Here is a 26,107-nt window from a genome sequence, read left to right as displayed (position 1 = left end):
TGCAAAAGATGAAACAAAGTATGTCATTTATTCCTACGTTGCGTGAAGTACCAGCAGATGCGGAAATTAAAAGCCATCAGCTATTGCTTCGCGCCGGCTTCATTCGTCAAAGTGCGAGCGGAGTATATAGCTTTTTACCACTCGGCAAGCGTGTGTTACAAAAAATCGAAGCGATCATTCGCGAAGAAATGGAGCGCGCCGGTGCTATTGAACTGCTCATGCCAGCGCTCCAACAAGCGGAATTATGGCAAGAATCGGGCCGTTGGTATTCATACGGACCGGAATTGATGCGTTTAAAAGATCGCCACGATCGCGACTTTGCGCTTGGGGCAACACATGAAGAAGTCATTACGGCGCTCGTTCGTGATGAAGTGAAGTCATATAAACGTTTGCCGCTGACGCTTTATCAAATTCAAACGAAGTTTCGCGACGAAAAGCGTCCGCGCTTCGGTTTGCTTCGCGGTCGTGAATTTATTATGAAAGACGCGTATTCCTTTCATGCTTCACACGAAAGTTTAGATGAAGTGTACAATAAAATGTACGAAGCGTATGCAAACGTCTTCCGTCGTTGCGGATTAAATTTCCGTGCAGTCATTGCCGATTCTGGTGCGATGGGCGGAAAAGATACGCATGAATTTATGGTTTTATCTGATGTTGGAGAAGATACGATTGCATACTCAGATTCCTCTGATTATGCTGCGAACATTGAAATGGCACCAGTGATTACAACGTATGAGCGAAGCGATGAGCCGCATGCACCGCTTGAAAAAGTGCATACGCCAGAACAACGCTCAATTGAAGAAGTGAGCCAATTCCTTCAAGTGCCAAAAGAAAAATGTATCAAGTCGTTACTGTTTAAAGTGGACGATCGTTACGTGCTCGTTCTCGTTCGCGGCGATCATGAGGTTAACGATGTGAAAGTGAAAAATATATTAGAAGCAACAGTTGTTGAATTAGCAACACCAGATGAAACGAAACAAGTAATGAACTGCGAAGTTGGTTCCCTTGGTCCAATTGGCGTTCGCGACGATGTGCTCGTTTTAGCCGATCATGCGGTGAAAGCAATTGTTAACGGTGTATGTGGAGCGAATGAAGCCCACTACCATTACAAAGGAGTTAACCCAGATCGTGACTTTGCTGCGCAATATGCCGATGTTCGCTTTATTCAAGAAGGAGACCCATCGCCAGACGGAAAAGGAACGATTCGTTTTGCGCGTGGAATCGAAGTTGGACATGTGTTTAAACTCGGAACGCGTTATAGTGAAGCGATGAATGCAACATATTTAGACGAAAATGGGCGCACGCAGTCGATGATTATGGGGTGCTATGGCATTGGTGTATCTCGCACACTTGCAGCCATCGCAGAGCAATATAACGATGAACACGGGCTCATTTGGCCGACAGCAGTTGCTCCGTTCCATGTTCATCTCATTTCTGTCAATCCAAAAGTGGACGAGCAACGGGAACTTGCAGATGAATGGTATGACCGTTTACAACAAGAAGGATTTGAAGTGTTGTACGATGATCGTGCAGAACGTCCAGGAGTAAAATTTGCTGACAGCGATTTAATTGGCTTGCCTGTGCGTGTAACGGTCGGAAAGCGCGCAAGTGAAGGAATGGTTGAAGTGAAAGTGCGCAAAACAGGTGAAACAGAAGAAGTGCACGTGTCGCAATTAATTGAAACATTGCGCCGTTATTTGTAGACGACAGAGAGGGGAGTCCCTCTCTTTCTGTCGTCTATCGCTCCCAAACGATGTATAAAAAAGAAAGGGAGGTGTACCGTTACATCTTTTTGTAACGAACAACAATGAAGGAAGAACAAAAAGAACGATTTTCTATTTTATTACAACAGTTGCAGCTTTCTTCTTCTCATATCGCAAACGATTTGGCGCATGGACGAATTGAAAAAGTCGTTGTCGACAAACGAACGACATGTTGGCATTTTTACTTTCGCTTTCCTGCCATTTTGCAAGCGCACGTATATGCTGAATTTCGTAAACGATTAATCGAACAATTTCGCCATATCGCCCATGTGCAATGCACAGTTGTAGCAGAGGATCAAACGTTTACTGCTGAAGATGTCGCGATGTATTGGCCGATTTTTATTGACACGATTCAACAAAACTCGCCTCTTCTTTCCTTGCTCGCGCAACAGCAACCGGCAGTAAAAGGAACGAAAGTAACTGTACAAGCGCGCAATGAGGCAGAAGCGATTGCTTTGAAAAAACGATTTGCTCAATTGTTTACTGAGACGTACGCCTCGTTTGGCTTTCCGCATTTGCAATTAGAAGCTGACGTGAAACACGATGAACAGCAGTTTGAACAATTTTTAGCTCAAAAACAAAAAGAAGATGAAGAGCGCGCTTTAGCCGCGTTTATGGAAGCGATGCCGAAACAAGAAGAGAACCACGAGAATGAGGAAAGCGGTCCGCTTGTAATCGGTTACCATATTAAAGACGAGGAACAAATTCGTTCTCTTGACCAAATTGTAGAAGAAGAGCGGCGTGTCGTCGTGCAAGGGTACGTTTTCGATGTAGAAGCAAAAGAGTTAAAAAGTGGAAGAACGTTATTGACGTTGAAAATGACCGACTATACAAACTCCATTCTTGTGAAAATGTTTTCGCGCGATAAAGAAGATGCAGAATTAATGCAACGTGTAAAAAAAGGAATGTGGGTTAAAGTGCGCGGCAGCGTGCAAAACGATACGTTTGTACGCGATCTTGTGCTCATTGCGAACGATTTAAATGAAGTGAAACCAAATGAACGTCAAGATACGGCGGAAGAAAAGCGTGTCGAGCTTCATGTTCATACGCAGATGAGTCAAATGGATGCTGTCGCCTCTATCACAAAGCTTGTTGAACAAGCAAAAAAATGGGGTCATGAGGCGATCGCTGTAACGGATCATGCCGTTGTCCAGTCGTTTCCTGAAGCATATAGTGCAGGGAAAAAATATGGTGTGAAAATTTTATATGGGCTAGAGGCAAATATCGTCGATGATGGTGTACCGATCGCTTACAACGAAGCTCACCGTTGCCTTATGGACGATACGTTTGTCGTATTTGACGTGGAAACGACAGGGCTTTCCGCTGTATATGATACAATTATTGAATTAGCCGCGGTAAAAGTAAAAAACGGAGAAATTATTGACCGTTTTGAGTCGTTTGCTAACCCACATCATCCGCTTTCTGCAACGACTATTGAATTAACGAAAATTACGGATGATATGTTAAAAGACGCTCCAGACGTCGAAGAAGTGTTAGAGAAATTTTATCATTGGATAGAAGACTGTGTGCTCGTTGCTCATAATGCAACGTTTGATATCGGCTTTTTAAATGCAGGATTTAAAAAGATTCACCGGGGTAAAGTAACAAATCCAGTTATTGATACACTTGAACTTGCTCGCTATTTGTATCCAGAGTTAAAAAACCATCGTTTAAATACGCTTTGTAAAAAATTTAACATTGAACTCACTCAACACCATCGCGCCATTTATGATGCTGAAGCGACAGGGTATTTGCTTATTCATTTATTAAAAGAGCTTGATAAAAAAGGAATTACTCATCACGATCATCTCAATGCGGCATCAAAAGAACAAGGTGCTTTTCAGCGATCTCGCCCGTTTCATGCAACATTGCTCGTGCAAAACGAAGTCGGCTTAAAAAACTTATTTAAACTCGTCTCATTTTCACACGTTCATTATTTTTACCGGGTTCCGCGCATCCCACGTTCCGTATTACAGCAACATCGCGAAGGTATTTTAGTCGGTTCAGGATGCGACAAAGGTGAGTTATTTGAAGCGATGATGCAAAAAGGAATGGAAGAAGCAGAAAAAATTGCTCCGTTTTATGACTTTCTTGAAGTGCATCCACCGGAAGTGTACGCTCCGCTCATTGAGATGGAGTATGTGCGCGATGAAGCAGCGGTACAAGAAATTATTACAAATATTGTAGAACTTGGCGAAAGGCTCGGCATTCCGGTTGTGGCGACAGGAAACGTACATTACGTGAACAAAGAGGATAAAATTTATCGCAAAATTTTAATTCATTCACAATCGGGCGGCAATCCGTTAAATCGACATGAATTGCCGAACGTTCATTTCCGAACGACAAACGAAATGTTAGAGGCGTTTTCATTTCTTGGTGAACAAAAAGCGAAAGAAATTGTTGTCACAAATACAAACAAGATCGCCCATCTTATCGGGGAAGTGAAGCCGATTAAAGACGAGCTGTACACACCAAAAATCGAAGGCGCAGACGAAGAAATTCGTCGCATGAGCTATGAGCGTGCAAAAAGCATCTACGGTGATCCGCTTCCAGACATCGTTGAAAAACGATTAGAAAAAGAGTTAAAGAGCATTATCGGTCATGGCTTTGCAGTCATTTATTTAATTTCTCATAAACTTGTAAAAAAATCGCTTGATGATGGCTATCTTGTCGGTTCTCGCGGTTCGGTCGGCTCGTCATTTGTTGCGACGATGACCGAAATTACGGAAGTTAATCCGCTTCCACCGCATTATGTCTGTCCGAACTGCAAGCATTCCGAGTTTTTTGATGACGGCTCGGTTGGTTCTGGATTTGATTTACCGGATAAAGACTGCCCGAAATGTGGCACACGGTACAATAAAGATGGCCACGACATCCCTTTTGAAACGTTTTTAGGGTTTAAAGGGGATAAAGTGCCAGATATCGATTTGAACTTTTCAGGCGAGTATCAACCGCGAGCGCATAACTATACGAAAGTGTTATTCGGTGAAGATAACGTATATCGCGCAGGAACGATTGGCACCGTAGCTGACAAAACAGCGTATGGGTTTGTGAAAGGGTATATAAACGATCATAACCTTCACGTGCGCGGAGCAGAAGTAGATCGGTTAGCGGCAGGATGTACGGGAGTCAAGCGGACGACAGGACAACACCCAGGCGGTATTATCGTCGTTCCAGATTATATGGACATTTATGATTTTACACCAATTCAATATCCAGCCGATGATACGAGTGCGGAGTGGCGTACAACCCATTTTGATTTCCACTCCATTCACGATAACTTATTAAAGTTAGATATTCTCGGACACGATGATCCAACAGTGATTCGCATGTTGCAAGATTTAAGCGGAATTGATCCAAAAACAATTCCGACAGACGATCCAGAAGTGATGAAAATTTTTAGTAGCACACAATCGCTCGGAGTAACGCCTGAACAAATTATGTGCAATACAGGTACGCTAGGAATTCCGGAGTTCGGTACGCGCTTCGTTCGCCAAATGTTAGAAGAAACAAAACCGAAAACATTTTCGGAGCTTGTGCAAATTTCAGGTTTATCGCACGGGACAGACGTTTGGCTCGGCAACGCCCAAGAACTTATTCAGAGCGGAACGTGTACGCTATCGGAAGTGATCGGATGTCGCGACGACATTATGGTATATTTAATTTACCGCGGTTTAGAGCCGTCGCTAGCATTTAAAATTATGGAATCAGTGCGGAAAGGGAAAGGATTAACGCCGGAGTTTGAAGAAGAAATGCGCAAGCACGATGTGCCGGAATGGTACATCGAATCGTGCAAAAAAATTAAATATATGTTCCCGAAAGCCCATGCGGCTGCTTACGTGTTAATGGCGGTGCGCATCGCGTATTTTAAAGTGCACCATCCCCTTCTTTACTATGCATCATATTTTACCGTACGCGCAGAAGATTTTGATTTAGATGCGATGATTCAAGGATCTGCTGCGATTCGTAAACGAATTGAAGAAATCCAAGCGAAAGGGCTTGACGCTTCCGCAAAAGAAAAAAACTTATTAACGGTGCTTGAAATTGCCCTCGAAATGTGTGAACGAGGATTTTCATTCAAAAATATCGACTTGTATCGTTCACAAGCAACAGAGTTTATTATTGACGGAAATTCGCTCATTCCGCCGTTTAACGCGATTCCAGGATTAGGGACGAACGTTGCGCTTAGCATCGTGCGCGCACGGGAAGAAGGCGAATTTTTATCGAAAGAAGATTTACAGCAACGTGGAAAAGTATCAAAAACGATTTTAGAATATCTCGAAAGTCGCGGCTGTTTGCAGTCGCTACCAGATCAAAACCAATTGTCGCTCTTTTAAATGAGTTGCAATTTTTTTGCCAATATGTTATAGTTCTAGTGGAATTGGTAAAGATAATGTACAAAAAGAGTGGGGAAACCCACTCTTTCGTATTGATTCGAGATTCCTTGCCGTTGCAAGGGATTTTCTTGCAGTTAGGAGGACCAAGATGAAAAAAGTGACGCACATTGTTGAAGAGCTCGTCACCCCGATTTTGACAGAGATCGGATTAGAGCTTGTCGACATTGAATATGTGAAAGAGGGAAAGAACTGGTTTTTACGCGTCTTTATTGATTCACCGACTGGAATTGATATTGATCAATGCGGTGTCGTCAGCGAACGATTAAGCGAAAAGCTAGATGAAGTCGATCCGATTCCGCACAATTACTTTTTAGAAGTATCGTCACCGGGGGCTGAACGTCCGCTCAAAAAGACGAGAGATTTCGAACGTGCCGTCGGGAAACATGTTTATATGAAAACGTACGAACCGATTGATGGCCAAAAAGAGTTCGAAGGGTTGCTAGCCGCATTTGATGGTCATACGGTGACAGTAGAAGTGAAAGTAAAAACAAAGAAAAAAATGGTGACGATTCCATATGAAAAAGTAGCTAGCGCACGGCTGGCTGTCATTTTCTCTTAATTCACATAAAGGGGGACGACCGGTTCATGAATACAGAATTGTTGGATGCCTTAACGGCGCTTGAGCGCGATAAAGGCATTAGTAAAGAAGTGTTAATTGAAGCGATTGAGGCGGCGATTGTGTCCGCTTATAAACGTAACTTTAATCAAGCGCAAAACGTGCGTGTGGATTTTAATCAAGAAACGGGAACGATTCGCGTATTTGCACGCAAAGAAGTAGTAGATGAAGTGTACGATTCCCGCTTAGAAATTTCGCTCGATGAAGCGAAGCGAATCAATCCAAATTATCAAGTAGGCGACGTTGTTGAAATTGAGGTGACGCCGAAAAACTTCGGACGTATTGCTACTCAAACAGCGAAACAAGTAGTGACACAACGCGTTCGTGAAGCGGAGCGCGGTGTCATTTATGCCGAGTTCGCTGATCGCGAAGAAGATATTATGACAGGTATTGTACAGCGAACGGATTCGAAATTTATTTATGTCAGCCTCGGTAAAATTGAGGCGCTACTTCCGATAAGTGAACAAATGCCGAATGAAACATATAAGCCGCATGATCGCATTAAAGTATACATTACAAAAGTAGAAAAGACGACAAAAGGACCACAAATTTACGTATCGCGCACGCATCCAGGATTGCTTAAGCGATTGTTTGAATTAGAGGTGCCGGAAATTTATGACGGGACGGTAGAAATTAAGTCTGTTGCACGTGAAGCGGGAGATCGTTCAAAAATTTCTGTTCATTCTGATAACCCTGAAGTCGATCCGGTTGGCGCGTGTGTCGGACCAAAAGGTCAGCGGGTACAAGCGATTGTAAGCGAATTAAAAGGTGAAAAAATCGACATTGTTCGTTGGTCGGCAGATCCGGTTGAATTTGTAGCTAATGCGCTAAGTCCGTCAAAAGTGCTCGATGTCATCGTCAACGAAGAAGAAAAAGCAACGACGGTCATTGTGCCAGATTATCAATTATCTCTTGCGATCGGAAAACGTGGACAAAATGCGCGTTTAGCGGCTAAATTAACAAATTGGAAAATTGATATTAAAAGCCAGTCTGAAGCAGAACAGCTAGGTATTTACCCTCGTTCTTCATCATCGTTCCAAGTTGACGAAGAGGAGATTAGTGAGGTGGAGTAACATGCCGAAAAAAATTCCGATGCGCAAATGTGTTGTCACAGGGGAAATGAAGCCAAAGAAGGAGCTGATCCGCATCGTCCGCTCGAAAGAAGGCGATGTATCGATTGATCCGACAGGAAAAAAAGCTGGACGCGGTGCGTATATCACGTTAAGCAAAGAATGTATCTTGCTTGCGAAAAAGAAAAATACGCTTGCGCATCATTTAAAGACAACGATTGACGATTCAATTTACGAACAGCTATTACAGCTTGCTGAGAAGGAGAACGGAGAAACAAATGCATGATAAACCATGGGCTTCTTTTCTCGGATTGGCGAATCGGGCGCGCAAAGTTGTTTCGGGAGAAGAGCTTGTCGTAAAGGAAATTCAGCGTAAGCGCGCGAAGCTTGTCATTTTATCGGAAGATGCATCAGAAAACACAACGAAGAAAATTTCCGATAAATGTGCGTTTTACCGCGTTCCGCTTTGCTATGTAGACAATCGCTATGAATTAGGTGGGGCGATTGGAAAAGGAGCACGAGTCGTTGTAGCGATTACTGATGAAGGATTCGCACAAAAGCTAAAAACGATGCTCTAACATTTTGGGGGTGAATGTATGTCAAAAATGCGTGTATACGAATATGCCAAAAAACATAATGTGTCAAGTAAAGATGTCATCCATAAACTAAAAGAAATGAACATCGACGTATCAAACCATATGACGATGATTGAAGCCGATGTTGTCGAAAAGTTAGATCGTTCGTTTAAACCAACACAAGAGCAAGAACGAAAACAACAAATGACAAAAGAAGAAAAGAAGCAACCAGCAAAGAAACCTGTTTTAGAACAATTTGAAGAAGATGACGATACAGTTATTCAAAAAAAAGTGCCAATTAAAAAACCAGTAGTAAAAAATCGCGAAGGGAAAAAACACGACTTGCAAATCCAACAAAAAGAAAAGAAAATTTTCAATAACAAAAAAAATAAAAAACAAAAGCCTCAGCCAGCTCCACAGCCAGAAGTACAAAAGAAAAAAGAAAAAGAGCTTCCGAAAAAAGTGACGTTCGAAGGTTCATTAACGGTCGCTGAACTAGCAAAAAAATTAGGGAAACAGCCGTCAGAAATTATTAAAAAGCTATTTCTGCTCGGCATTCCAGCGACAATTAACCAAGACTTAGACAAGGATGCGATCGAGTTAATTTGCTCCGATTACGGTGTAGAAGTAGAAGAAAAAGTAACGATCGATGAAACAGAATTCGAAACGATTGAAATCGTCGACAATCCAGAAGATTTAGTTGAACGTCCGCCAGTCGTAACGATCATGGGACACGTTGACCACGGGAAAACAACGTTACTTGATTCGATTCGCCACACGAAAGTAACAGAACAAGAGGCCGGCGGTATTACGCAACATATTGGTGCGTACCAAGTTGTAGTCAACGGCAAAAAAATCACGTTTTTAGATACACCTGGTCACGAAGCGTTTACAACAATGCGCGCACGTGGAGCGCAAGTGACGGACATCGTCATTCTCGTCGTTGCAGCGGATGATGGGGTCATGCCACAAACTGTTGAGGCGATTAACCATGCGAAAGCGGCAAACGTTCCAATTATTGTGGCAGTCAATAAAATCGATAAGCCAACAGCAAATCCAGATCGCGTCATGCAAGAGTTAACGGAGTATGAACTCGTTCCGGAAGAGTGGGGCGGCGATACAATTTATTGTAAACTATCGGCGTTAACGGGCGAAGGAATTGACAATTTACTTGAAATGATTTTGCTGGTTAGCGAGATGGAAGAATTAAAAGCAAATCCGAACCGTCGTGCGACAGGAACAGTGATCGAAGCGAAATTAGATAAAGGTCGCGGTCCAGTGGCGACGCTTCTCGTGCAATCAGGTACGTTGCGCGTCGGTGATCCAATCGTTGTCGGCTATACGTACGGACGTGTACGGGCGATGACGAACGATCTCGGTCGTCGCGTCAAAGAGGCAGGCCCGTCTACACCGGTAGAAATTACAGGGCTAAATGAAGTGCCGCAAGCGGGAGATCGCTTTATGGTGTTTGAAGATGAGAAAAAAGCTCGTCAAATTGGCGAAGCGCGCGCGCAAAAGCAAATTGTGCAACAACGGAGTGCGAAAGCGCGCGTCAGCTTAGATGATTTATTTGAAAAAATTAAGCAGGGCGAAATGAAAGAACTGAACATTATCGTGAAAGCGGATGTACAAGGTTCTGTTGAAGCGCTCGTCGCTGCATTACAAAAAATTGAAGTCGAAGGTGTGCGCGTTAAAATTATTCACTCTGGCGTGGGAGCAGTTACAGAATACGACATTATGCTTGCATCCGCATCGAGCGCCATTGTGATTGGTTTCAACGTTCGTCCAGATGCGAATGCAAAACGTGTGGCGGAAGCGGAGAAGGTAGACATTCGCCTCCATCGCATCATTTATAAAGTGATCGAAGAAATCGAAGCGGCGATGAAAGGAATGCTTGATCCGGAGTACGAAGAAAAAGTCATCGGTCAAGCAGAAGTTCGACAAACGTTTAAAGTATCGAAAGTTGGTACAATCGCTGGTTGTTATGTGACAGATGGAAAAATTACGCGCGACAGTAGCGTTCGCCTCATTCGTCAAGGCATCGTCGTTTATGAAGGACAAATCGATACGTTAAAACGTTACAAAGACGATGTGAAAGAAGTTGCCCAAGGATACGAATGCGGTGTCACGATTAAAAACTTTAATGATATTAAAGAGGGCGACGTCATTGAAGCCTATGTTATGCAAGAAGTTGAGCGGAAATGATCGGATACGTCGAATGCGAATGCATCATTTACGACGTCCAATCATTAAAAGAAAAGCGAGCCGTGTTGCAACGTGTTGTCACACGGCTTAAACAAAAATATAATATATCCGTAGCCGAAGTAGATTATCAAAACGTATGGCAACGCACGAAGCTTGGCATTGTAGCCATTACAGCTGAGCGAACCGCAACGGAACAAGAATTGCATCGGGCGCTACAATTTATTGATTCATTTCCAGAAATTGAGCGAACGGTTACGACATTTGAGTGGTTTTAATCGAGGTGATGATCATGAGTTTGCGAGCCACACGTGTAGGCGAACAAATGAAAAAAGAATTAAGCGATATTATTGGGCGCAAACTAAAAGACCCGCGCATCGGTTTTGTTACTGTCACAGATGTTCGGGTGACAGGCGATTTGCAGCAGGCGAAAGTATATATTTCTGTCCTTGGTGATGAAGAACAAAAGAAAAATACGTTAAAAGGATTAGCGAAAGCCACAGGCTTTATCCGTTCGGAGATTGGGCAACGTATTCGTTTGCGCAAAACGCCAGAAATTTACTTTGAAATTGATGAAACGATCGATTACGGACAACGAATCGAAAGTTTAATTAAACAAATTTCCGAAGAAAAAGAACATAAAGAAGAATAATGGATAGACGTGCGTCTATCCATTTCCGCTATTTTTAGAGGTGAAGCGATGGACGGAGTGTTATTGTTACATAAACCTGCTGGCATGACGTCACATGATTGTGTCATGCGCATTCGTAAGTTATTCCAAACGAAAAAAGTTGGTCATACAGGAACGCTCGATCCTGATGTGTCGGGCGTATTGCCGATTTGCATTGGAAAAGCGACAAAAATTGTTGAGCTATTAACGGCGGAGCGAAAAACGTATGAAGGGGAAGCAACGTTAGGCATCGCGACGACAACAGAAGATGCATCGGGTGATGTCGTCTGCATCAAGCCAATCGAACGTCCCATCTTCCGCCGTGACATTGAACGTGTATTTGCTCAGCTCACGGGGGAAATTGAACAAGTGCCACCGATGTATTCAGCGGTAAAAGTGAATGGTAAAAAGTTATACGAATATGCCCGTGCTGGCATGGAAGTAGAGCGCCCGAAACGGATGGTGTACATTCACGAGCTGCAGCTACTCGATGAACGAACCGTTTTTACGGGAGAGCGTATTTCTTTTCGCTTTCGCGTCACATGCAGCAAAGGGACGTACGTGCGTACGCTCGCCGTTCAAATGGGTGAAAAGCTCGGTTACCCAGCGCACATGTCGCATCTTGTTCGCACGGCATCTGGGGCATTCACACTTGAACAATGTGTGACGTTTGAACAAATTGAACGTCATATAGAAGAAGGAAATGTTCATGCGTTATTATGGCCGATTGAGTGTGCGTTAGCGCACATGCCGACATATGTACTGAATACGGAAGAAGAGAAAAAAGTAAAAAACGGTGCGCTTCTTCCGGCTCCATCTTCTATGCCTGAACGTATGTTAATGTTGAGTGCATGCGGAGAAGCGTTAGCTATTTATATGCCTCATCCGACGAAGCAAAGTTATATGAAACCCTTAAAAGTATTGTAGGTGAAAACGATGAAAACCATTTGGCTGTCTCATCCGTTACATGAAAAAAACGATCATCCGCTCGTTATGGCGCTCGGCTATTTTGACGGTGTTCATCTAGGACACCAAAAAGTGATTGAAACAGCGAAGCAAATAGCTGACCGTCACGAATATAAAAGCGCCGTCATGACATTTCATCCGCATCCGTCTGTCGTGCTCGGGCGCTCACAGCAACATGTTCGTTTCATTACGCCGTTAAAAGAAAAAGAACGACAAATCGCAAAGCTTGGTGTGGATTATTTATACGTCGTTGAATTTACTGCTGAATTTGCTCATTTGTTACCACAACAGTTTGTAGATGAATACATCATCGGACTTGGCGTAAAGCATGTTGTGGCAGGTTTTGATTTTACGTACGGTCGTCTCGGAAAAGGAACGATGGAAACGTTGCCGTTTCATTCCCGCGAACAATTTACCCAAACAGTCATTCCGAAACAGACGTTTGGTGAAGAAAAAATTAGTTCGACATACATTCGGCAACGATTAGCTGAAGGAGATGTCGAGCAATTGCCGCATGTGCTTGGAAGATGGTATAAAGTTACAGGTACAGTCGTTCACGGAGACAAACGTGGGCGGACGATCGGATTTCCTACGGCCAATGTCGCGCTTGATGACGACTACATCATTCCGCGCGTCGGCGTATATGCGGTAACGGTCACGATCGATGAAAAAACGTGGGAAGGCGTATGCAATGTCGGATATAAACCGACGTTTCAAGTACGACGGGATGAGCCAGCGATTGAAGTACATTTGTTTAATTTTTCAACAGACATTTATGGAGCAAATGTGTCTATTCAATGGCATAAACGATTGCGTGATGAACGAGCATTTTCTTCTGTTCATGAACTTGTGGAACAAATTCATCGCGATGCCCAAGCGGCACGCGAATATTTTCAAAATCCCCTTGCATTTTATCGGAAAAACATGTATTCTATTTAGTGTATGTTAACCATTGCTGGGCAATACGAGTCACCGGCGTTTGCTCGGTAATTGGGGTTGAAAAAAGAGGAGGTGAACAAGGATGGCATTAACACAAGAGCGTAAAAACGAGATCATCAACCAGTTCAAAATTCACGAAACTGACACAGGTTCTCCAGAAGTACAAGTTGCTATCCTTACTGAGCAAATTAACAACTTGAACGAACATTTACGCGTTCATCGTAAAGACCATCATTCTCGTCGTGGTCTTTTAAAAATGGTTGGTCGTCGTCGTAACTTGCTTACGTACTTACGTAACAAAGACGTCAACCGTTATCGTGAATTGATTAACAAACTCGGATTACGCCGATAAGTAAAAAGCGGGAGCATTCCCGCTTTTTATTAGTATTTGCACCGATATTTGATTATACTAGAACAAGCGTAACTTTTGATTTGTACATAGAGAGGGGTACTCGGTTTATATGGAACATGAAAAACATGTGTTTTCGATCGACTGGGCAGGTCGGCCGTTAACCGTTGAAATCGGTGAATTAGCGAAACAAGCAAACGGTGCGGTATTAGTACGGTACGGGGATACGGTCGTATTAAGTACAGCAACAGCATCGAAAGAGCCAAAAAGTGTTGACTTTTTTCCTTTAACAGTCAACTATGAAGAACGCTTATATGCTGTCGGTAAAATTCCGGGGGGATTCATTAAACGTGAAGGACGTCCTAGCGAAAAAGCAATTTTAGCTAGTCGCTTAATCGACCGCCCGATTCGTCCGCTATTTGCTGAAGGGTTTCGTAACGAAGTGCAAGTCGTCAGCATGGTCATGAGCGTCGATCAAGATTGCTCACCAGAAATGGCAGCTATGTTTGGCTCTTCCCTTGCGTTAACGGTTTCTGATATTCCATTCGAAGGGCCGATCGCAGGAGTAACAGTTGGTCGCGTCGATGGAGAATTTGTCATTAATCCGTCGGTTGCTCAAATGGAACGAAGCGATATGCACCTTGTTGTAGCAGGGACGAAAGATGCGATCAACATGGTTGAAGCAGGGGCGAATGAAGTACCTGAGGAAGTGATGCTTGAAGCAATCATGTTTGGTCATGAGGAAATTAAGCGGTTAATCGCATTTCAAGAAGACATTGCAGCGAAAGTCGGTAAAGAAAAGATGGAAGTCGTTCTTTATGAGCTCGATGCCCAACTTGAAGCAGACGTTCGCGCTCGCGTGGAAGGCGAAATTAAACGAGCTGTACAAGTGCCTGAAAAATTAGCGCGTGAAGCAGCGTTGGAACAAATAAAAGCTGATGTTGTTGCTGCATATGAGGAACAAGAAGCGGATGAAGAAACAATTAAGCAAGTAAAAGAAATTGTATATAAACTTATTAAAGAAGAAGTGCGCCGTTTAATTACGGAAGAGAAAGTGCGCCCAGACGGTCGAAAAGTGGATGAAATCCGCCCACTTTCGTCAACGGTCGGGCTTTTACCACGCACGCACGGATCTGGCTTGTTTACGCGCGGTCAAACACAAGCACTTAGCGTATGTACGCTTGGCGCACTCGGTGATGTGCAAATTTTAGATGGGCTTGGCATTGAAGAGACAAAACGATTTATGCATCACTACAACTTCCCGCCATTTTCGGTAGGGGAAACAGGAGCGATGCGCGGACCTGGTCGCCGGGAAATCGGACATGGAGCGCTTGGCGAGCGTGCGCTTGAACCAGTTATTCCATCTGAAAAAGAGTTTCCATACACGATCCGCCTTGTATCTGAAGTGTTAGAATCAAACGGTTCAACATCTCAAGCGAGCATTTGTGCAAGCACGTTGGCGATGATGGATGCTGGTGTACCGATCAAAGCTCCGGTTGCCGGAATTGCGATGGGTCTTGTGAAAAATGGAGAGCACTACACGATTTTGACAGATATACAAGGAATGGAAGACCATTTAGGCGATATGGACTTTAAAGTGGCTGGTACGGAAAAAGGAGTTACCGCCTTGCAGATGGATATTAAAATTAAAGGTTTATCGCGCGAGATTTTAGAGGAAGCGTTGCAGCAAGCGCGCAAAGGTCGCCTTGAAATTTTAAAACATATGATGCAGACGATGAGCGAGCCACGCAAAGAACTATCAAAATATGCACCAAAAATTTTAACGATGCAAATTAACCCAGATAAAATTCGCGACGTCATCGGTCCGAGCGGCAAACAAATTAATAAAATTATTGAAGAAACTGGCGTAAAAATTGATATTGAACAAGATGGTACAATTTTCATTTCGTCTGTGAATGAAGAAATGAATCAAAAGGCGAAAAAGATTATTGAAGATATCGTTCGTGAAGTAGAAGTAGGACAAGTATATTTAGGAAAAGTCAAACGAATTGAAAAATTCGGAGCGTTTGTCGAACTGTTTAGCGGAAAAGACGGTCTTGTCCACATTTCAGAACTAGCGGAAGAACGCGTAGGGAAAGTGGAAGATGTCGTTTCCATCGGCGATGAAATTTTAGTGAAAGTGACGGAAATTGATAAACAAGGCCGCGTAAACTTGTCGCGTAAAGCTGTATTGCGCGATCAAAGAGAAGTAGAGCAATAAAAATGGAGCCTTGGGTTCGCATCCCCTTGGCTTCTTTGCTGTGTATAAAATTTTTTTGTGTTCGTTCTACCTTGTCCTTCTTACACATACCCTCTTTATTAGAAAAGGAGGGGATGGCGTGTGCGGCGAGCGCTCTTTTTAGCGATGATTGTATGTATGGCGGCCATCATTGTACAAAATCCATGGACGACAACATATATTTATGAATTACGGCATATGACAGCGACGAAACAAAGCGATCCATTATATATTCAAATTATAGAGCGGGCAAAACAATATAGCATTCCTGCGCAAAATGCGAAAGTCGACCGCGTTTGGAAGGCGATCCCAGGCTACAACGGATTAGAAGTAGATGTTGAGGCATCGTATGAACAAATGAAACGAAGTGGAATATTTTCTGAGCAACAGCTCGTGTATAAACAAGTACGACCTACCATTCATTTGTCAGATTTACCTCCATCCCCTATTTATCGGGGGCATCCGGATAAACCGATGGTTTCATTTTTAATTAATGTCGCTTGGGGAAGCGAGCATATTCCAAACATGCTACATACTCTTGAAAAACATAACGTTCGTGCTACGTTTTTTTTAGAAGGGCGCTGGGTGAAAGAAAACCCGCAGCTTGCGAAAATGATTGTAGATGCAGGACATGAAATTGGCAATCATTCATATAACCATCCGGATTTAAAAACGATGAGTAAACAAGCGATTCGGGAACAAATAGTCAAAGCAAACGATGCGATTGAAGCGGTGACAGGGATAAGACCGCGTTTATTTGCACCGCCAAGCGGGAGCTATCGCGATGATGTTGTGCATATTGCTCATGAGCTCGGGATGTATACGATTTTGTGGACGGTTGATACAATTGATTGGCAAAAACCGTCTCCATCTGTTATAGTGGAACGAGTAACATCGAAAGTGCATAATGGGGCGATGATTTTAATGCACCCGACTGTATCAACGGTGAAAGCGTTAGAGCCGTTAATTCAATCGTTACAAAAACAAGAATACGAAATGGGCGATGTGTCTACATTATTAAGTGAGGAAAGAATTGTAAAAAGTAGGAGGAAGGGAATTGATTAAAACATATACGTGTCAAAATGGGGTAAGAGTTGTACTCGAGCATATTCCAACGGTGCGATCAGTAGCTATTGGAATTTGGATCGGCACCGGGTCACGCAATGAAAATGAACAAAACAATGGAATTTCGCACTTTCTCGAGCATATGTTTTTCAAAGGAACGAAGACGCGTTCAGCGCGCGATATCGCCGAATCGTTTGATCGTATTGGCGGGCAAGTCAACGCTTTTACATCAAAAGAATATACGTGCTATTATGCCAAAGTATTAGATACGCATGCATCGTTTGCTTTAGATATATTAGCGGATATGTTTTTCCACTCTACGTTTGTAGATGATGAGTTGCAAAAGGAAAAAAATGTAGTATTTGAAGAAATTAAGATGTACGAAGATACACCGGATGATCTCGTTCACGATTTGTTGAGCAAAGCGAGCTACGGTAATCACCCTCTCGGCTATCCGATTTTAGGAACGGAGCAAACGTTAGCGACATTTACAGGCGATACGTTGCGGCAATACATGTACGAAACGTATACTCCAGATCAAGTTGTCGTTTCCATCGCAGGAAATGTCGATGAATCGTTCATTCAACAAGTAGAAGCGTATTTCGGTACGTTTGCGAGACAAAAAGGAAGCGACGTGCATACAGCACCGACGTTTTATCCGAATAAAACGGCGCGCAAAAAAGAAACAGAACAAGCTCACGTATGTATCGGATTTAACGGGTTGCCAATCGGTCATGAAGATATTTATAGCTTAATTATTTTAAACAATATTTTAGGTGGAAGCATGAGCAGCCGACTGTTTCAAGAAGTGCGCGAGCAACGTGGATTAGCATACTCTATTTTCTCATACCATTCTTCATATCGTGACGGTGGAATGGTAACGATTTATGGAGGAACAGGAAGTCAACAGCTCGATCTTTTGTTTGATACGATTCAGCAAACAATCGAACAATTAAAACAAGACGGCATTATGGAAAAAGAGCTAGAAAATAGCAAAGAGCAAATGAAAGGGAACTTAATGCTTAGCCTAGAAAGTACAAACAGCCGTATGAGCCGAAATGGAAAAAATGAACTTCTGCTCGGCCGTCATCGTTCGCTCGATGAAATAATTGAAAGCATCGATCGCGTGACGAAGGAAAGCGTCGACCGCATGGCGCGAACGATTTTTACAGATGACTTCTCTGTTGCGCTAATCAGCCCGGAAGGAAAGTTGCCAAAAAGCCTGCAAGAATGAACTTGCAGGCATTTTTTTGTGCCTTTTCTCTACAATGATAAAGAAGGGGGGATCATATGCGATTAAGTGAATTGAGCGGAAAAGAAATCGTCGATATGAAGCGGGCAGAACGGCTTGGCATTTTAGGGCATACGGATTTGGAAATTCATGAACGAACAGGTCAAATTCAAGCGCTTCTTATACCAACAACAAAATGGTTTGGCTTTCGGAAAGAAGGGACAGATATACGTGTACCGTGGAGCCGGGTCAAAAAAATTGGCTCTGATATGATTTTAATTGATGTAGATGACTAGACACCTCAAAATGGGTGTCTTTTTTCATTTTTCCCTCACCGTTTGATGAGTAATATCATAAGATGTGAAAGTAACGATGGGCAAAAAACTAGTTGGATAAGAGGGTGAATGAACTCATGCTGACAGGAATGTATGTTGCGATCATTGGCGGGGATGCTCGGCAGCTTGAAGTCATTCGGAAATTGATGGAACTTGACGCGAAATTGTCACTCGTTGGCTTCGATCAATTAGACCATGGCTTTGCTGGGGTAACGAAAATGAAAATTCATGAAGTTGATTTCCATGATGTAGATGCCATCATTTTACCTGTTCACGGAACGAATATGGACGGCGAAATTCAGACGGTATTTTCAAACGAAAAAATGATGTTTACAGAAGAGTTACTTCGTCAAACACCGACGCATTGCACCGTCTATTCAGGCATTACAAACGACTATTTAGACGATGTGATCAAGTCGGTTGGTCGGAAACATATCCAACTATTTGAACGGGACGATGTCGCGATTTACAACTCTATTCCAACGGCAGAAGGAACAGTCATGATGGTCATTCAACATACAGATGTAACCATCCACGGCTCGCGTATTGCTGTTTTAGGTTTAGGGCGTGTAGGGATGACGGTTGCGCGAACGTTTGCTGCTTTAGGGGCGCGAGTAAAAGTCGGGGCTCGCCGCTCTGAACATTTAGCGCGCATTGCAGAAATGGCGTTAGAGCCGTTTCACTTAAACGATTTAGAGCAACACGTAAAAGATATTGATGTTTGTATTAATACGATTCCACATATGGTTGTGACTGCAAGCGTTATTGCAAAAATGCCTGCTCATACGCTCATCATTGATTTGGCGTCTAAGCCTGGTGGAACGGACTTTCGCTATGCTGAAAAGCGTGGGATTCAAGCGCTATTGGCTCCAGGACTTCCTGGCATTGTCGCTCCAAAAACAGCGGGGCAAATTGTAGCGAATGTGCTGGCACAACTTCTTTCTGCAGATTTGAAAAAACGAAAGGAGAATAAAAAATGAACGTACGAGGAAAGCGGATCGGTTTTGGATTAACAGGATCGCATTGCACATACGATGCGGTCATGCCCGAAATTGAAAAATTAATTGCTAAAGGGGCGGATGTCATACCGATCGTTTCATATACGGTACAAACGACAAATACGCGATTTGGCAAAGGTGAGGAATGGGTAAAGAAGCTGGAAGAGATGACAGGTCATCAAGTCATTGATACAATTGTAAAAGCGGAGCCATTAGGGCCGAAATTGCCGCTTGATTGCATGGTCATTGCCCCATTAACAGGGAACTCGATGAGCAAGTTGGCGAACGCGATGACAGATTCTCCCGTATTAATGGCGGCTAAAGCAACGATGCGCAATCATCGTCCGGTCGTTGTCGGCATTTCGACAAATGACGCACTCGGCTTGAATGGAGTTAACTTAATGCGATTAATGGCAGCGAAAAATATTTACTTCATTCCGTTCGGGCAAGATGATCCGTTTAAAAAGCCAAATTCGATGGTTGCCCATATGCCGTTGTTGCTTGATACGGTAGAAGCGGCGCTAGAAGGTCGGCAAATTCAGCCGGTCATCGTCGCTCATAAATAAACAGTTGAAAGAAAATTTATAAAAAACGTCTCTCCTTTATGAATGAATATGCTAAAATAAATGATATTAAAATTGTCTATCAGTTGGAAGGAGAAGAAGTGATGGAACAAAAAGGATTACACGTTGCAGTCGTTGGTGCGACAGGAGCTGTCGGACAACAAATGATTCAAACGTTAGAGAAAAGAAATTTCCCAATTGCTAAACTATCGTTGCTTTCATCGGAGCGTTCAGCAGGGAAAAAAGTAATGTTTAAAGGTGAAGAAATCGAGGTACAAGCAGCGAAACCAGAAAGCTTTGAAGGTGTTCATATCGCGTTGTTTAGCGCAGGAGGGGCGGTGTCGAAGCAGCTTGCTCCGGAAGCGGTGAAACGCGGTGCAATCGTTGTCGATAACACGAGCGCGTTTCGTATGGATGAAAACGTACCGCTTGTCGTTCCTGAAGTGAATGAAGCAGATTTACATTGGCATAAAGGAATTATTGCGAACCCAAACTGCTCAACGATTCAAATGGTCGTTGCCCTCGAACCAATTCGTCAAGCGTTCGGATTAAAGCGCGTCATCGTCTCGACATATCAAGCTGTATCAGGGGCAGGCGCGCAAGCTGTCGAAGAATTAAAAACGCAAACGGCACGAATGTTAAACGGGGAAGAAGTGACACCAGAAATTTTGCCGGTAAAATCAGACCGTAAACATTATCCAATTGCGTTTAATGCCATTCCACAAATTGATAAGTTTCAAGATAACGGGTTTACGTTTGAAGAGATGAAGATGATTAATGAAACAAAGAAAATTATGCACATGCCTGAGCTAGAAGTGGCAGCAACGTGCGTGCGCATTCCGGTCATGACCGGTCATTCCGAATCCGTATATATTGAAATTGAAAAAGAAGGTGTAGGAGTTGACGAGTTGAAATCATTATTAAAAGAAGCGCCTGGCGTTGTACTGCAAGACGATCCGAGCGAACAGCTGTACCCGATGCCTTTATATGCCACAGGGGAAAACGATGTATTCGTCGGTCGCATTCGCAAAGATTTAGATCGCGACACAGCATTCCATTTATGGATCGTTTCTGATAACTTATTAAAAGGAGCGGCATGGAACTCTGTTCAAATTGCAGAAAGTCTTTTAAAATTAGGGTTTGTAAAAGCGTAAAATCAGCATCGAGGTGTTGACGTTGAAAATAATCGTTCAAAAATTTGGCGGTACATCTGTTCGCGATGAACACGGCCGAAATTTAGCGCGCAAACATATTGAAAAAGCGCTACAAGATGGGTATAAAGTTGTTGTTGTCGTCTCAGCAATGGGGCGAAAAGGAGACCCATATGCAACGGATACGTTGCTTAGCCTCATTGATGGGGCAAATGCGCATGTGACGAACCGAGAAAAAGATTTACTGATGGCGTGCGGTGAAATAATTTCAAGCGTTGTATTCACAAACATGTTAAATAAGCACGGGATAAAAGCGACAGCCTTCACAGGCGCGCAAGCAGGTTTCCGCACAAACAAAGACCATACGAACGCGAAAATCGTCGATATGCGTTGCGAGCGTTTATTGCGTGCGCTAAAAGAGCATGACGTTGTCGTTGTTGCAGGCTTTCAAGGAGCTGCTGAAAACGGAGATGTAACGACGATTGGGCGCGGAGGAAGCGATACGTCTGCAGCGGCACTCGGTGCAGCGCTCGGTGCGGAGTGGATTGATATTTTCACCGATGTTGAAGGGGTGATGACGGCAGATCCGCGCATCGTAAAAAATGCTCGGCCGCTTGATGTCGTCACGTATACAGAAATTTGCAACATGGCGTATCAAGGGGCAAAAGTCATTCATCCACGCGCGGTCGAAATTGCGATGCAAGCAAAAGTACCGCTTCGCATTCGTTCGACATATTCCGATGCGCCTGGCACGCTCGTTACATCGATTGCGAAAAAAGGAAGCGATGTGAAAGAGCGACTAGTAACAGGAATTGCGCACGTTTCAAACATTACACAAATTAAAGTGCCGGCCAAAGAGGGACATTACGATTTGCAAGCCGAAGTGTTCAAAGCGATGGCGAATGAAGGAATTAGTGTAGACTTCATCAACATTTCGCCAAATGGAGTCGTATATACCGTATCAAGCGATGTTGCAGATCGGGCTGTCGCCACGTTGCAAAAGCTCGGTTACGAACCAACGGTTACCCGAGGATGCGCGAAAGTATCGACCGTCGGAGCGGGTATTGCTGGTGTTCCAGGCGTTACAGCGAAAATTGTCACAGCGCTATCCGAGCGTGGCATTCAAATTTTGCAATCTGCAGATAGCCATACGACGATTTGGGTACTTGTGAAAGAAGAACATTTAAAAGAAGCGGTCAATGCGCTTCATGAAGCGTTTCAGCTTGCTAAACAGCCGACTGCGGCTGAATCATATGAATGGAGTTAGGAGTGAAATATTGTGGTTCAATTTGGTCAAATTGCCACAGCGATGGTCACACCATTTGACAATAAAGGGAACGTCGATTTTGCGAAAACGACGCAATTAGTTAATTATTTAATTGAAAACGGCACCGATTCGCTCGTTGTTGCTGGAACGACAGGGGAATCTCCGACGTTGACGACAGAGGAAAAATTGGCGCTTTTTCGCCACGTCGTTGAAGTTGTAGACGGACGCGTGCCAGTTATTGCAGGAACAGGAAGCAATAATACGCGCGCTTCCATTGAGTTGACGAAAAAAGCAGAACATATTGGTGTCGATGCGGTCATGATCGTCGCCCCTTACTATAATAAACCGAACCAAGAAGGCATTTATCAACATTACAAGGCGATTGCAGAGAGCACATCGTTACCAGTAATGGTGTACAACATTCCGGGGCGGGCGGTTGTCAATATTTCCGTTGAAACGATTGTCCGTCTTTCTGAAATCCCGAACGTTGTGGCTGTCAAAGATGCAAGTGGAAATTTAGATGCGATGACAGAAATTATTGCAAAAACGCGCGACGATTTTATGTTGTATAGCGGAGATGACGGATTGACGCTTCCGGTGCTAGCGATCGGCGGAAGCGGCGTCGTTTCCGTCGCTTCACACATTATCGGAAATGAAATGAAAGAAATGATCGAAGCGTTTATGCGTGGAGACAATCGGGAAGCGGCAGCGATGCATCAACGGCTGTTGCCAATGATGAAGGCGTTATTTGCTGCCCCAAGTCCTGTGCCAGTAAAAACGGCTTTACAATTGAAAGGATTAGATGTCGGTTCCGTTCGTCTTCCGCTCGTGCCGCTAACGGAGCAAGAACGCTTGCAACTCATGCATGTACTACAAGGTTAAAAGAAAGGGAATTCATCCCTTTCTTTTTTATTGTTGAATCAGTTATAATGGATGTAAGTGACTTTGAGCGGGCTAGTTTGTTTGATTGTAGGAGGATTTTATGATGAAACAAGCAGAGAAAATACGTGTATTTGCCCTTGGCGGCGTCGGAGAGGTAGGAAAAAATATGTACGTCGTCGAGGTAGATGAAGATATTTTTGTCCTAGATGCTGGACTTATGTTTCCAGAGGACGAAATGTTTGGCATTGATATGGTCATTCCCGATATTTCGTATTTAGTTGAGCAACAGGCGCGTATTCGCGGCATTTTTTTAACGCACGGCCATGACGACCATATCGGGGCGATCGCGTACGTGCTACGAAAAATTACTGTACCTGTGTACGGAGCAAAATTGACTCTTGCGCTCATGGAAGAAAAACTAAAGGAGCAAGGAATTACATCTAAGGCGAAGCGTATAGAAATACATGCAGATAGTGAAATCGTATTTGATAAAGCGATCGTATCGTTTTTCCCGACGAATCATAGCATCCCAGATTGCCTTGGCGTCAGCATTCGCACATCGCAAGGGGCTGTTGTATACACAAGCGATTTTAAGTTTGATCAAACGCCTGTAGGAGTGTGTCGCACCGATTTTGGGAAGATGGCACAAATTGGAGCGCAAGGTGTACTTTGTTTACTATCTGATAGTACGAATGCAGAAAAACCGGGGTATACAGGCTCAGAGGCGATTGTTGGCCAAGAAATTTCCGATGTCATTTACAATGCGAGCGGACGCATTATTGTAGCGTGTTTTGCATCAAACATTACGCGCATTCAACAAGTGTTGCATGCTGCACGCGATCATAAACGAAAAGTCGTCATTATGAGCCGTCATATGCATAAAGTGATCGATATTGCGGTGCGCCTTGGATATTTAAAGTTTGATGAAAATATGATTATTCCGATGAATGAAGTTGATCGCTACAACGATCGTGACTTAGTCATTTTAACGACAGGCAATCAAGGGGAGCCGATGGCGGCGCTTGCCCGCATGGCGAAACAAGCACATAAATATATTAATATTAAAGAAGGGGACACAGTCATCGTCGCTTCTTCTCCAATGCCGGGACACGAACTGTTTATTGCCCGAACGATTGATGCGCTATATCGGGCAGGGGCGAACGTCGTGTACGGTCAACGTCGCGTACATGTATCCGGACACGGTTATCAAGAAGAGTTAAAGTTAATGTTAAATTTTATGAAGCCGAAGTATTTTATTCCGGTGCATGGAGAGTTTCGTATGCAAAAGGCGCATGGGAAAATTGCCCAAGCGGTCGGCATTCGTCAAGATGCGATTTTTCTAATTGAAAAAGGGGAAGTTATCGAATTTCGCAACGGTCACGCCCGTCTTGGCGGCAAGGTGCCGAGCGGTCAAATTTTAATTGATGGGTTAGGCGTTGGAGATGTAGGCAACATTGTATTGCGTGATCGCCGTTTACTTTCACAAGACGGTATTATGATCGTTGTCGTCACATTAAGTAAGCAACATAAACGCGTTGTTGCTGGTCCAGAAATGATTTCGCGCGGTTTTGTGTACGTGCGTGAATCAGAAACGCTTTTTGAAGAATCTGTGAAAATCGTCAAAGAGATTGTTGAAAAAAGTATGGAAGATTACGTTATTGAATGGTCTTCATTAAAAACAAACATTCGCGATGCACTTAGCCAATATTTATTTGAAAAAACAAAACGGAAACCGATGATTTTACCAATTATTATGGAAGTGTAAAACAACATGCTCAAAGTCAAAAAAACACCTGCGATACGCACACCTGCGATACGCAGGTGTTTTTTGTATGAATAAGACGATGTTCACGTATACTAACGACATCACACGACAGAAAGGGGATTGTGTTATGGACGAGCGAGATATATCTCAAGAGGAAACGAAGCCGTCTCCGACAGAAAATATTGTGCAACTTGGTCAAACGAATGTTCCGCAGCTTTCTTCAGATTCGACCGTTCATTGCTTAACAATTGTTGGTCAAATTGAAGGGCATATTCAATTACCACCACAAAATAAAACGACGAAGTATGAACATATCATTCCGCAAATTGTGGCGATTGAGCAAAACCCAAATATTGAAGGATTGCTTGTCGTATTAAATACAGTAGGTGGAGATGTGGAGGCAGGGTTGGCGATCGCTGAAATGTTAGCATCGATGTCTAAGCCGACTGTTTCGATTGTGCTCGGCGGTGGACATTCGATTGGTGTGCCAATTGCGGTTTCGTGCGACTATTCGTTTATTGCAGAAACGGCGACGATGACGATTCATCCGATTCGTTTGACGGGTCTTGTCATCGGCGTTCCACAAACGTTTGAGTATTTGGATAAAATGCAAGAACGCGTCGTGAATTTTGTCGTAAAGCATTCACGTATTAGTGAAGAGAAATTCAAAGAACTTATGTTTTCAAAAGGAAATTTAACGCGAGATATTGGCACGAACGTCGTCGGGACGGACGCTGTGAAGTATGGCTTAATTGATGAAGTTGGCGGGCTTTCGCAAGCGATGCGCAAATTGCGAGAACTGATCGATCATTCGAATCAACAAGGGGCGATGTTACAATGATTTTACATACGGTCGCTTCACCATTTATCATTTTTCAAACAGATGAATCAGAGTATAAAAAGCAACGAACGGTCTATTATAATGGGATCCCTTTACTTGTACAACAAACGGAAACGAATGAGTATGAAATCGTTCGGCTACTAAGTAGTGATCCACAGCATTATTTAACGTATGAGCCGGGCACAAAACTTTGTGCGACATCGCTACAATTTATGGTATAATA

Annotated in this window: 24 protein-coding genes; all 24 read left to right on the top strand. The window is 43.4% G+C overall.

Annotated elements, in window-relative coordinates:
• Positions 1-8: 8 nt before the first annotated feature.
• The 24 genes from BM213_RS00165 to BM213_RS00050 all read left to right on the top strand — a co-directional run bounded on the left by BM213_RS00165 (position 9) and on the right by BM213_RS00050 (position 26,105).
• Positions 9-1,703 carry a proline--tRNA ligase gene (locus BM213_RS00165; protein ID WP_091699960.1) on the top strand — a complete coding sequence of 565 codons (1,695 nt, stop codon included), beginning with the start codon at positions 9-11 and terminating at the stop codon, positions 1,701-1,703.
• Between the two features lie 104 nt (positions 1,704-1,807).
• On the top strand, positions 1,808-6,100 hold the full coding sequence (locus tag BM213_RS00160) for a PolC-type DNA polymerase III (protein WP_091699959.1): 4,293 nt from the start codon (positions 1,808-1,810) through the stop codon (positions 6,098-6,100).
• A 148-nt stretch (positions 6,101-6,248) separates the two neighbouring features.
• Positions 6,249-6,719: a ribosome maturation factor RimP gene (rimP, locus tag BM213_RS00155; RefSeq protein WP_091699958.1), complete on the top strand. Its 471-nt coding sequence runs from the start codon at positions 6,249-6,251 to the stop codon at positions 6,717-6,719.
• 26 nt (positions 6,720-6,745) lie between these two features.
• Entirely contained in the window at positions 6,746-7,849 is a 1,104-nt protein-coding gene (nusA, locus tag BM213_RS00150; protein ID WP_091699957.1) for a transcription termination factor NusA, read from the top strand.
• A 1-nt stretch (position 7,850) separates the two neighbouring features.
• Positions 7,851-8,132, top strand: coding sequence for an RNase P modulator RnpM (gene rnpM, locus BM213_RS00145; RefSeq protein ID WP_003394822.1), 282 nt, complete (start codon positions 7,851-7,853; stop codon positions 8,130-8,132).
• Positions 8,125-8,424: a YlxQ family RNA-binding protein gene (locus tag BM213_RS00140; RefSeq protein ID WP_003394819.1), complete on the top strand. Its 300-nt coding sequence runs from the start codon at positions 8,125-8,127 to the stop codon at positions 8,422-8,424. The genes rnpM and BM213_RS00140 overlap by 8 nt, the downstream gene beginning before the upstream one ends.
• An 18-nt stretch (positions 8,425-8,442) precedes the next feature.
• Complete coding sequence (gene infB, locus BM213_RS00135; protein WP_091699956.1) at positions 8,443-10,626, top strand: translation initiation factor IF-2; 2,184 nt, start codon at positions 8,443-8,445, stop codon at positions 10,624-10,626.
• Complete coding sequence (locus tag BM213_RS00130; RefSeq protein WP_003394815.1) at positions 10,623-10,901, top strand: DUF503 domain-containing protein; 279 nt, start codon at positions 10,623-10,625, stop codon at positions 10,899-10,901. Before infB ends, BM213_RS00130 begins: the two co-directional genes overlap by 4 nt.
• A gap of 14 nt (positions 10,902-10,915) precedes the next feature.
• Positions 10,916-11,275, top strand: a complete 360-nt coding sequence (gene rbfA / locus BM213_RS00125) for a 30S ribosome-binding factor RbfA (protein ID WP_003394813.1) — start codon at positions 10,916-10,918, stop codon at positions 11,273-11,275.
• A 48-nt stretch (positions 11,276-11,323) separates the two neighbouring features.
• The gene (gene truB, locus BM213_RS00120; protein WP_091699955.1) at positions 11,324-12,220 is read left to right on the top strand and encodes a tRNA pseudouridine(55) synthase TruB; all 897 of its coding nucleotides are present in this window, start codon (positions 11,324-11,326) and stop codon (positions 12,218-12,220) included.
• A 9-nt stretch (positions 12,221-12,229) separates the two neighbouring features.
• A complete protein-coding gene (gene ribF, locus BM213_RS00115) occupies positions 12,230-13,198 on the top strand; it encodes a bifunctional riboflavin kinase/FAD synthetase (protein WP_091699954.1) in 969 nt (322 codons plus the stop codon).
• 82 nt (positions 13,199-13,280) lie between these two features.
• Positions 13,281-13,550, top strand: a complete 270-nt coding sequence (gene rpsO / locus BM213_RS00110; protein ID WP_091699953.1) for a 30S ribosomal protein S15 — start codon at positions 13,281-13,283, stop codon at positions 13,548-13,550.
• A gap of 109 nt (positions 13,551-13,659) precedes the next feature.
• On the top strand, positions 13,660-15,768 hold the full coding sequence (gene pnp, locus BM213_RS00105; RefSeq protein ID WP_091699952.1) for a polyribonucleotide nucleotidyltransferase: 2,109 nt from the start codon (positions 13,660-13,662) through the stop codon (positions 15,766-15,768).
• 156 nt (positions 15,769-15,924) lie between these two features.
• A complete protein-coding gene (locus BM213_RS00100) occupies positions 15,925-16,851 on the top strand; it encodes a polysaccharide deacetylase family protein (protein WP_425265901.1) in 927 nt (308 codons plus the stop codon).
• A complete protein-coding gene (locus tag BM213_RS00095; RefSeq protein ID WP_091699950.1) occupies positions 16,844-18,085 on the top strand; it encodes a M16 family metallopeptidase in 1,242 nt (413 codons plus the stop codon). Before BM213_RS00100 ends, BM213_RS00095 begins: the two co-directional genes overlap by 8 nt.
• 56 nt (positions 18,086-18,141) lie before the next feature.
• Entirely contained in the window at positions 18,142-18,378 is a 237-nt protein-coding gene (locus tag BM213_RS00090) for a YlmC/YmxH family sporulation protein (protein ID WP_091699949.1), read from the top strand.
• 116 nt (positions 18,379-18,494) lie between these two features.
• Positions 18,495-19,397, top strand: coding sequence for a dipicolinic acid synthetase subunit A (gene dpaA / locus BM213_RS00085; protein ID WP_091699948.1), 903 nt, complete (start codon positions 18,495-18,497; stop codon positions 19,395-19,397).
• The gene (dpaB, locus tag BM213_RS00080) at positions 19,394-19,981 is read left to right on the top strand and encodes a dipicolinate synthase subunit B (RefSeq protein WP_091699947.1); all 588 of its coding nucleotides are present in this window, start codon (positions 19,394-19,396) and stop codon (positions 19,979-19,981) included. Before dpaA ends, dpaB begins: the two co-directional genes overlap by 4 nt.
• A gap of 101 nt (positions 19,982-20,082) precedes the next feature.
• Positions 20,083-21,132, top strand: a complete 1,050-nt coding sequence (gene asd, locus BM213_RS00075; protein ID WP_143091161.1) for an aspartate-semialdehyde dehydrogenase — start codon at positions 20,083-20,085, stop codon at positions 21,130-21,132.
• A gap of 22 nt (positions 21,133-21,154) precedes the next feature.
• Positions 21,155-22,396 carry an aspartate kinase gene (gene dapG / locus BM213_RS00070; protein WP_091699945.1) on the top strand — a complete coding sequence of 414 codons (1,242 nt, stop codon included), beginning with the start codon at positions 21,155-21,157 and terminating at the stop codon, positions 22,394-22,396.
• Positions 22,397-22,408: 12 nt separating this feature from the next.
• On the top strand, positions 22,409-23,278 hold the full coding sequence (gene dapA / locus BM213_RS00065) for a 4-hydroxy-tetrahydrodipicolinate synthase (protein ID WP_091699944.1): 870 nt from the start codon (positions 22,409-22,411) through the stop codon (positions 23,276-23,278).
• A 103-nt stretch (positions 23,279-23,381) separates the two neighbouring features.
• Positions 23,382-25,043 carry a ribonuclease J gene (locus BM213_RS00060; RefSeq protein ID WP_091699943.1) on the top strand — a complete coding sequence of 554 codons (1,662 nt, stop codon included), beginning with the start codon at positions 23,382-23,384 and terminating at the stop codon, positions 25,041-25,043.
• A 127-nt stretch (positions 25,044-25,170) separates the two neighbouring features.
• Positions 25,171-25,884, top strand: coding sequence for a ClpP family protease (locus tag BM213_RS00055; RefSeq protein ID WP_091699942.1), 714 nt, complete (start codon positions 25,171-25,173; stop codon positions 25,882-25,884).
• The gene (locus BM213_RS00050) at positions 25,881-26,105 is read left to right on the top strand and encodes a YlzJ-like family protein (protein WP_091699941.1); all 225 of its coding nucleotides are present in this window, start codon (positions 25,881-25,883) and stop codon (positions 26,103-26,105) included. The genes BM213_RS00055 and BM213_RS00050 overlap by 4 nt, the downstream gene beginning before the upstream one ends.
• The last annotated feature ends 2 nt before the right edge of the window (positions 26,106-26,107 follow it).

Origin of the sequence: Anoxybacillus pushchinoensis (genome assembly GCF_900111795.1) — a bacterium.
GTDB lineage: Bacteria > Bacillota > Bacilli > Bacillales > Anoxybacillaceae > Anoxybacillus > Anoxybacillus pushchinoensis.
This window is presented reverse-complemented; position numbering and strand designations above follow the sequence as displayed.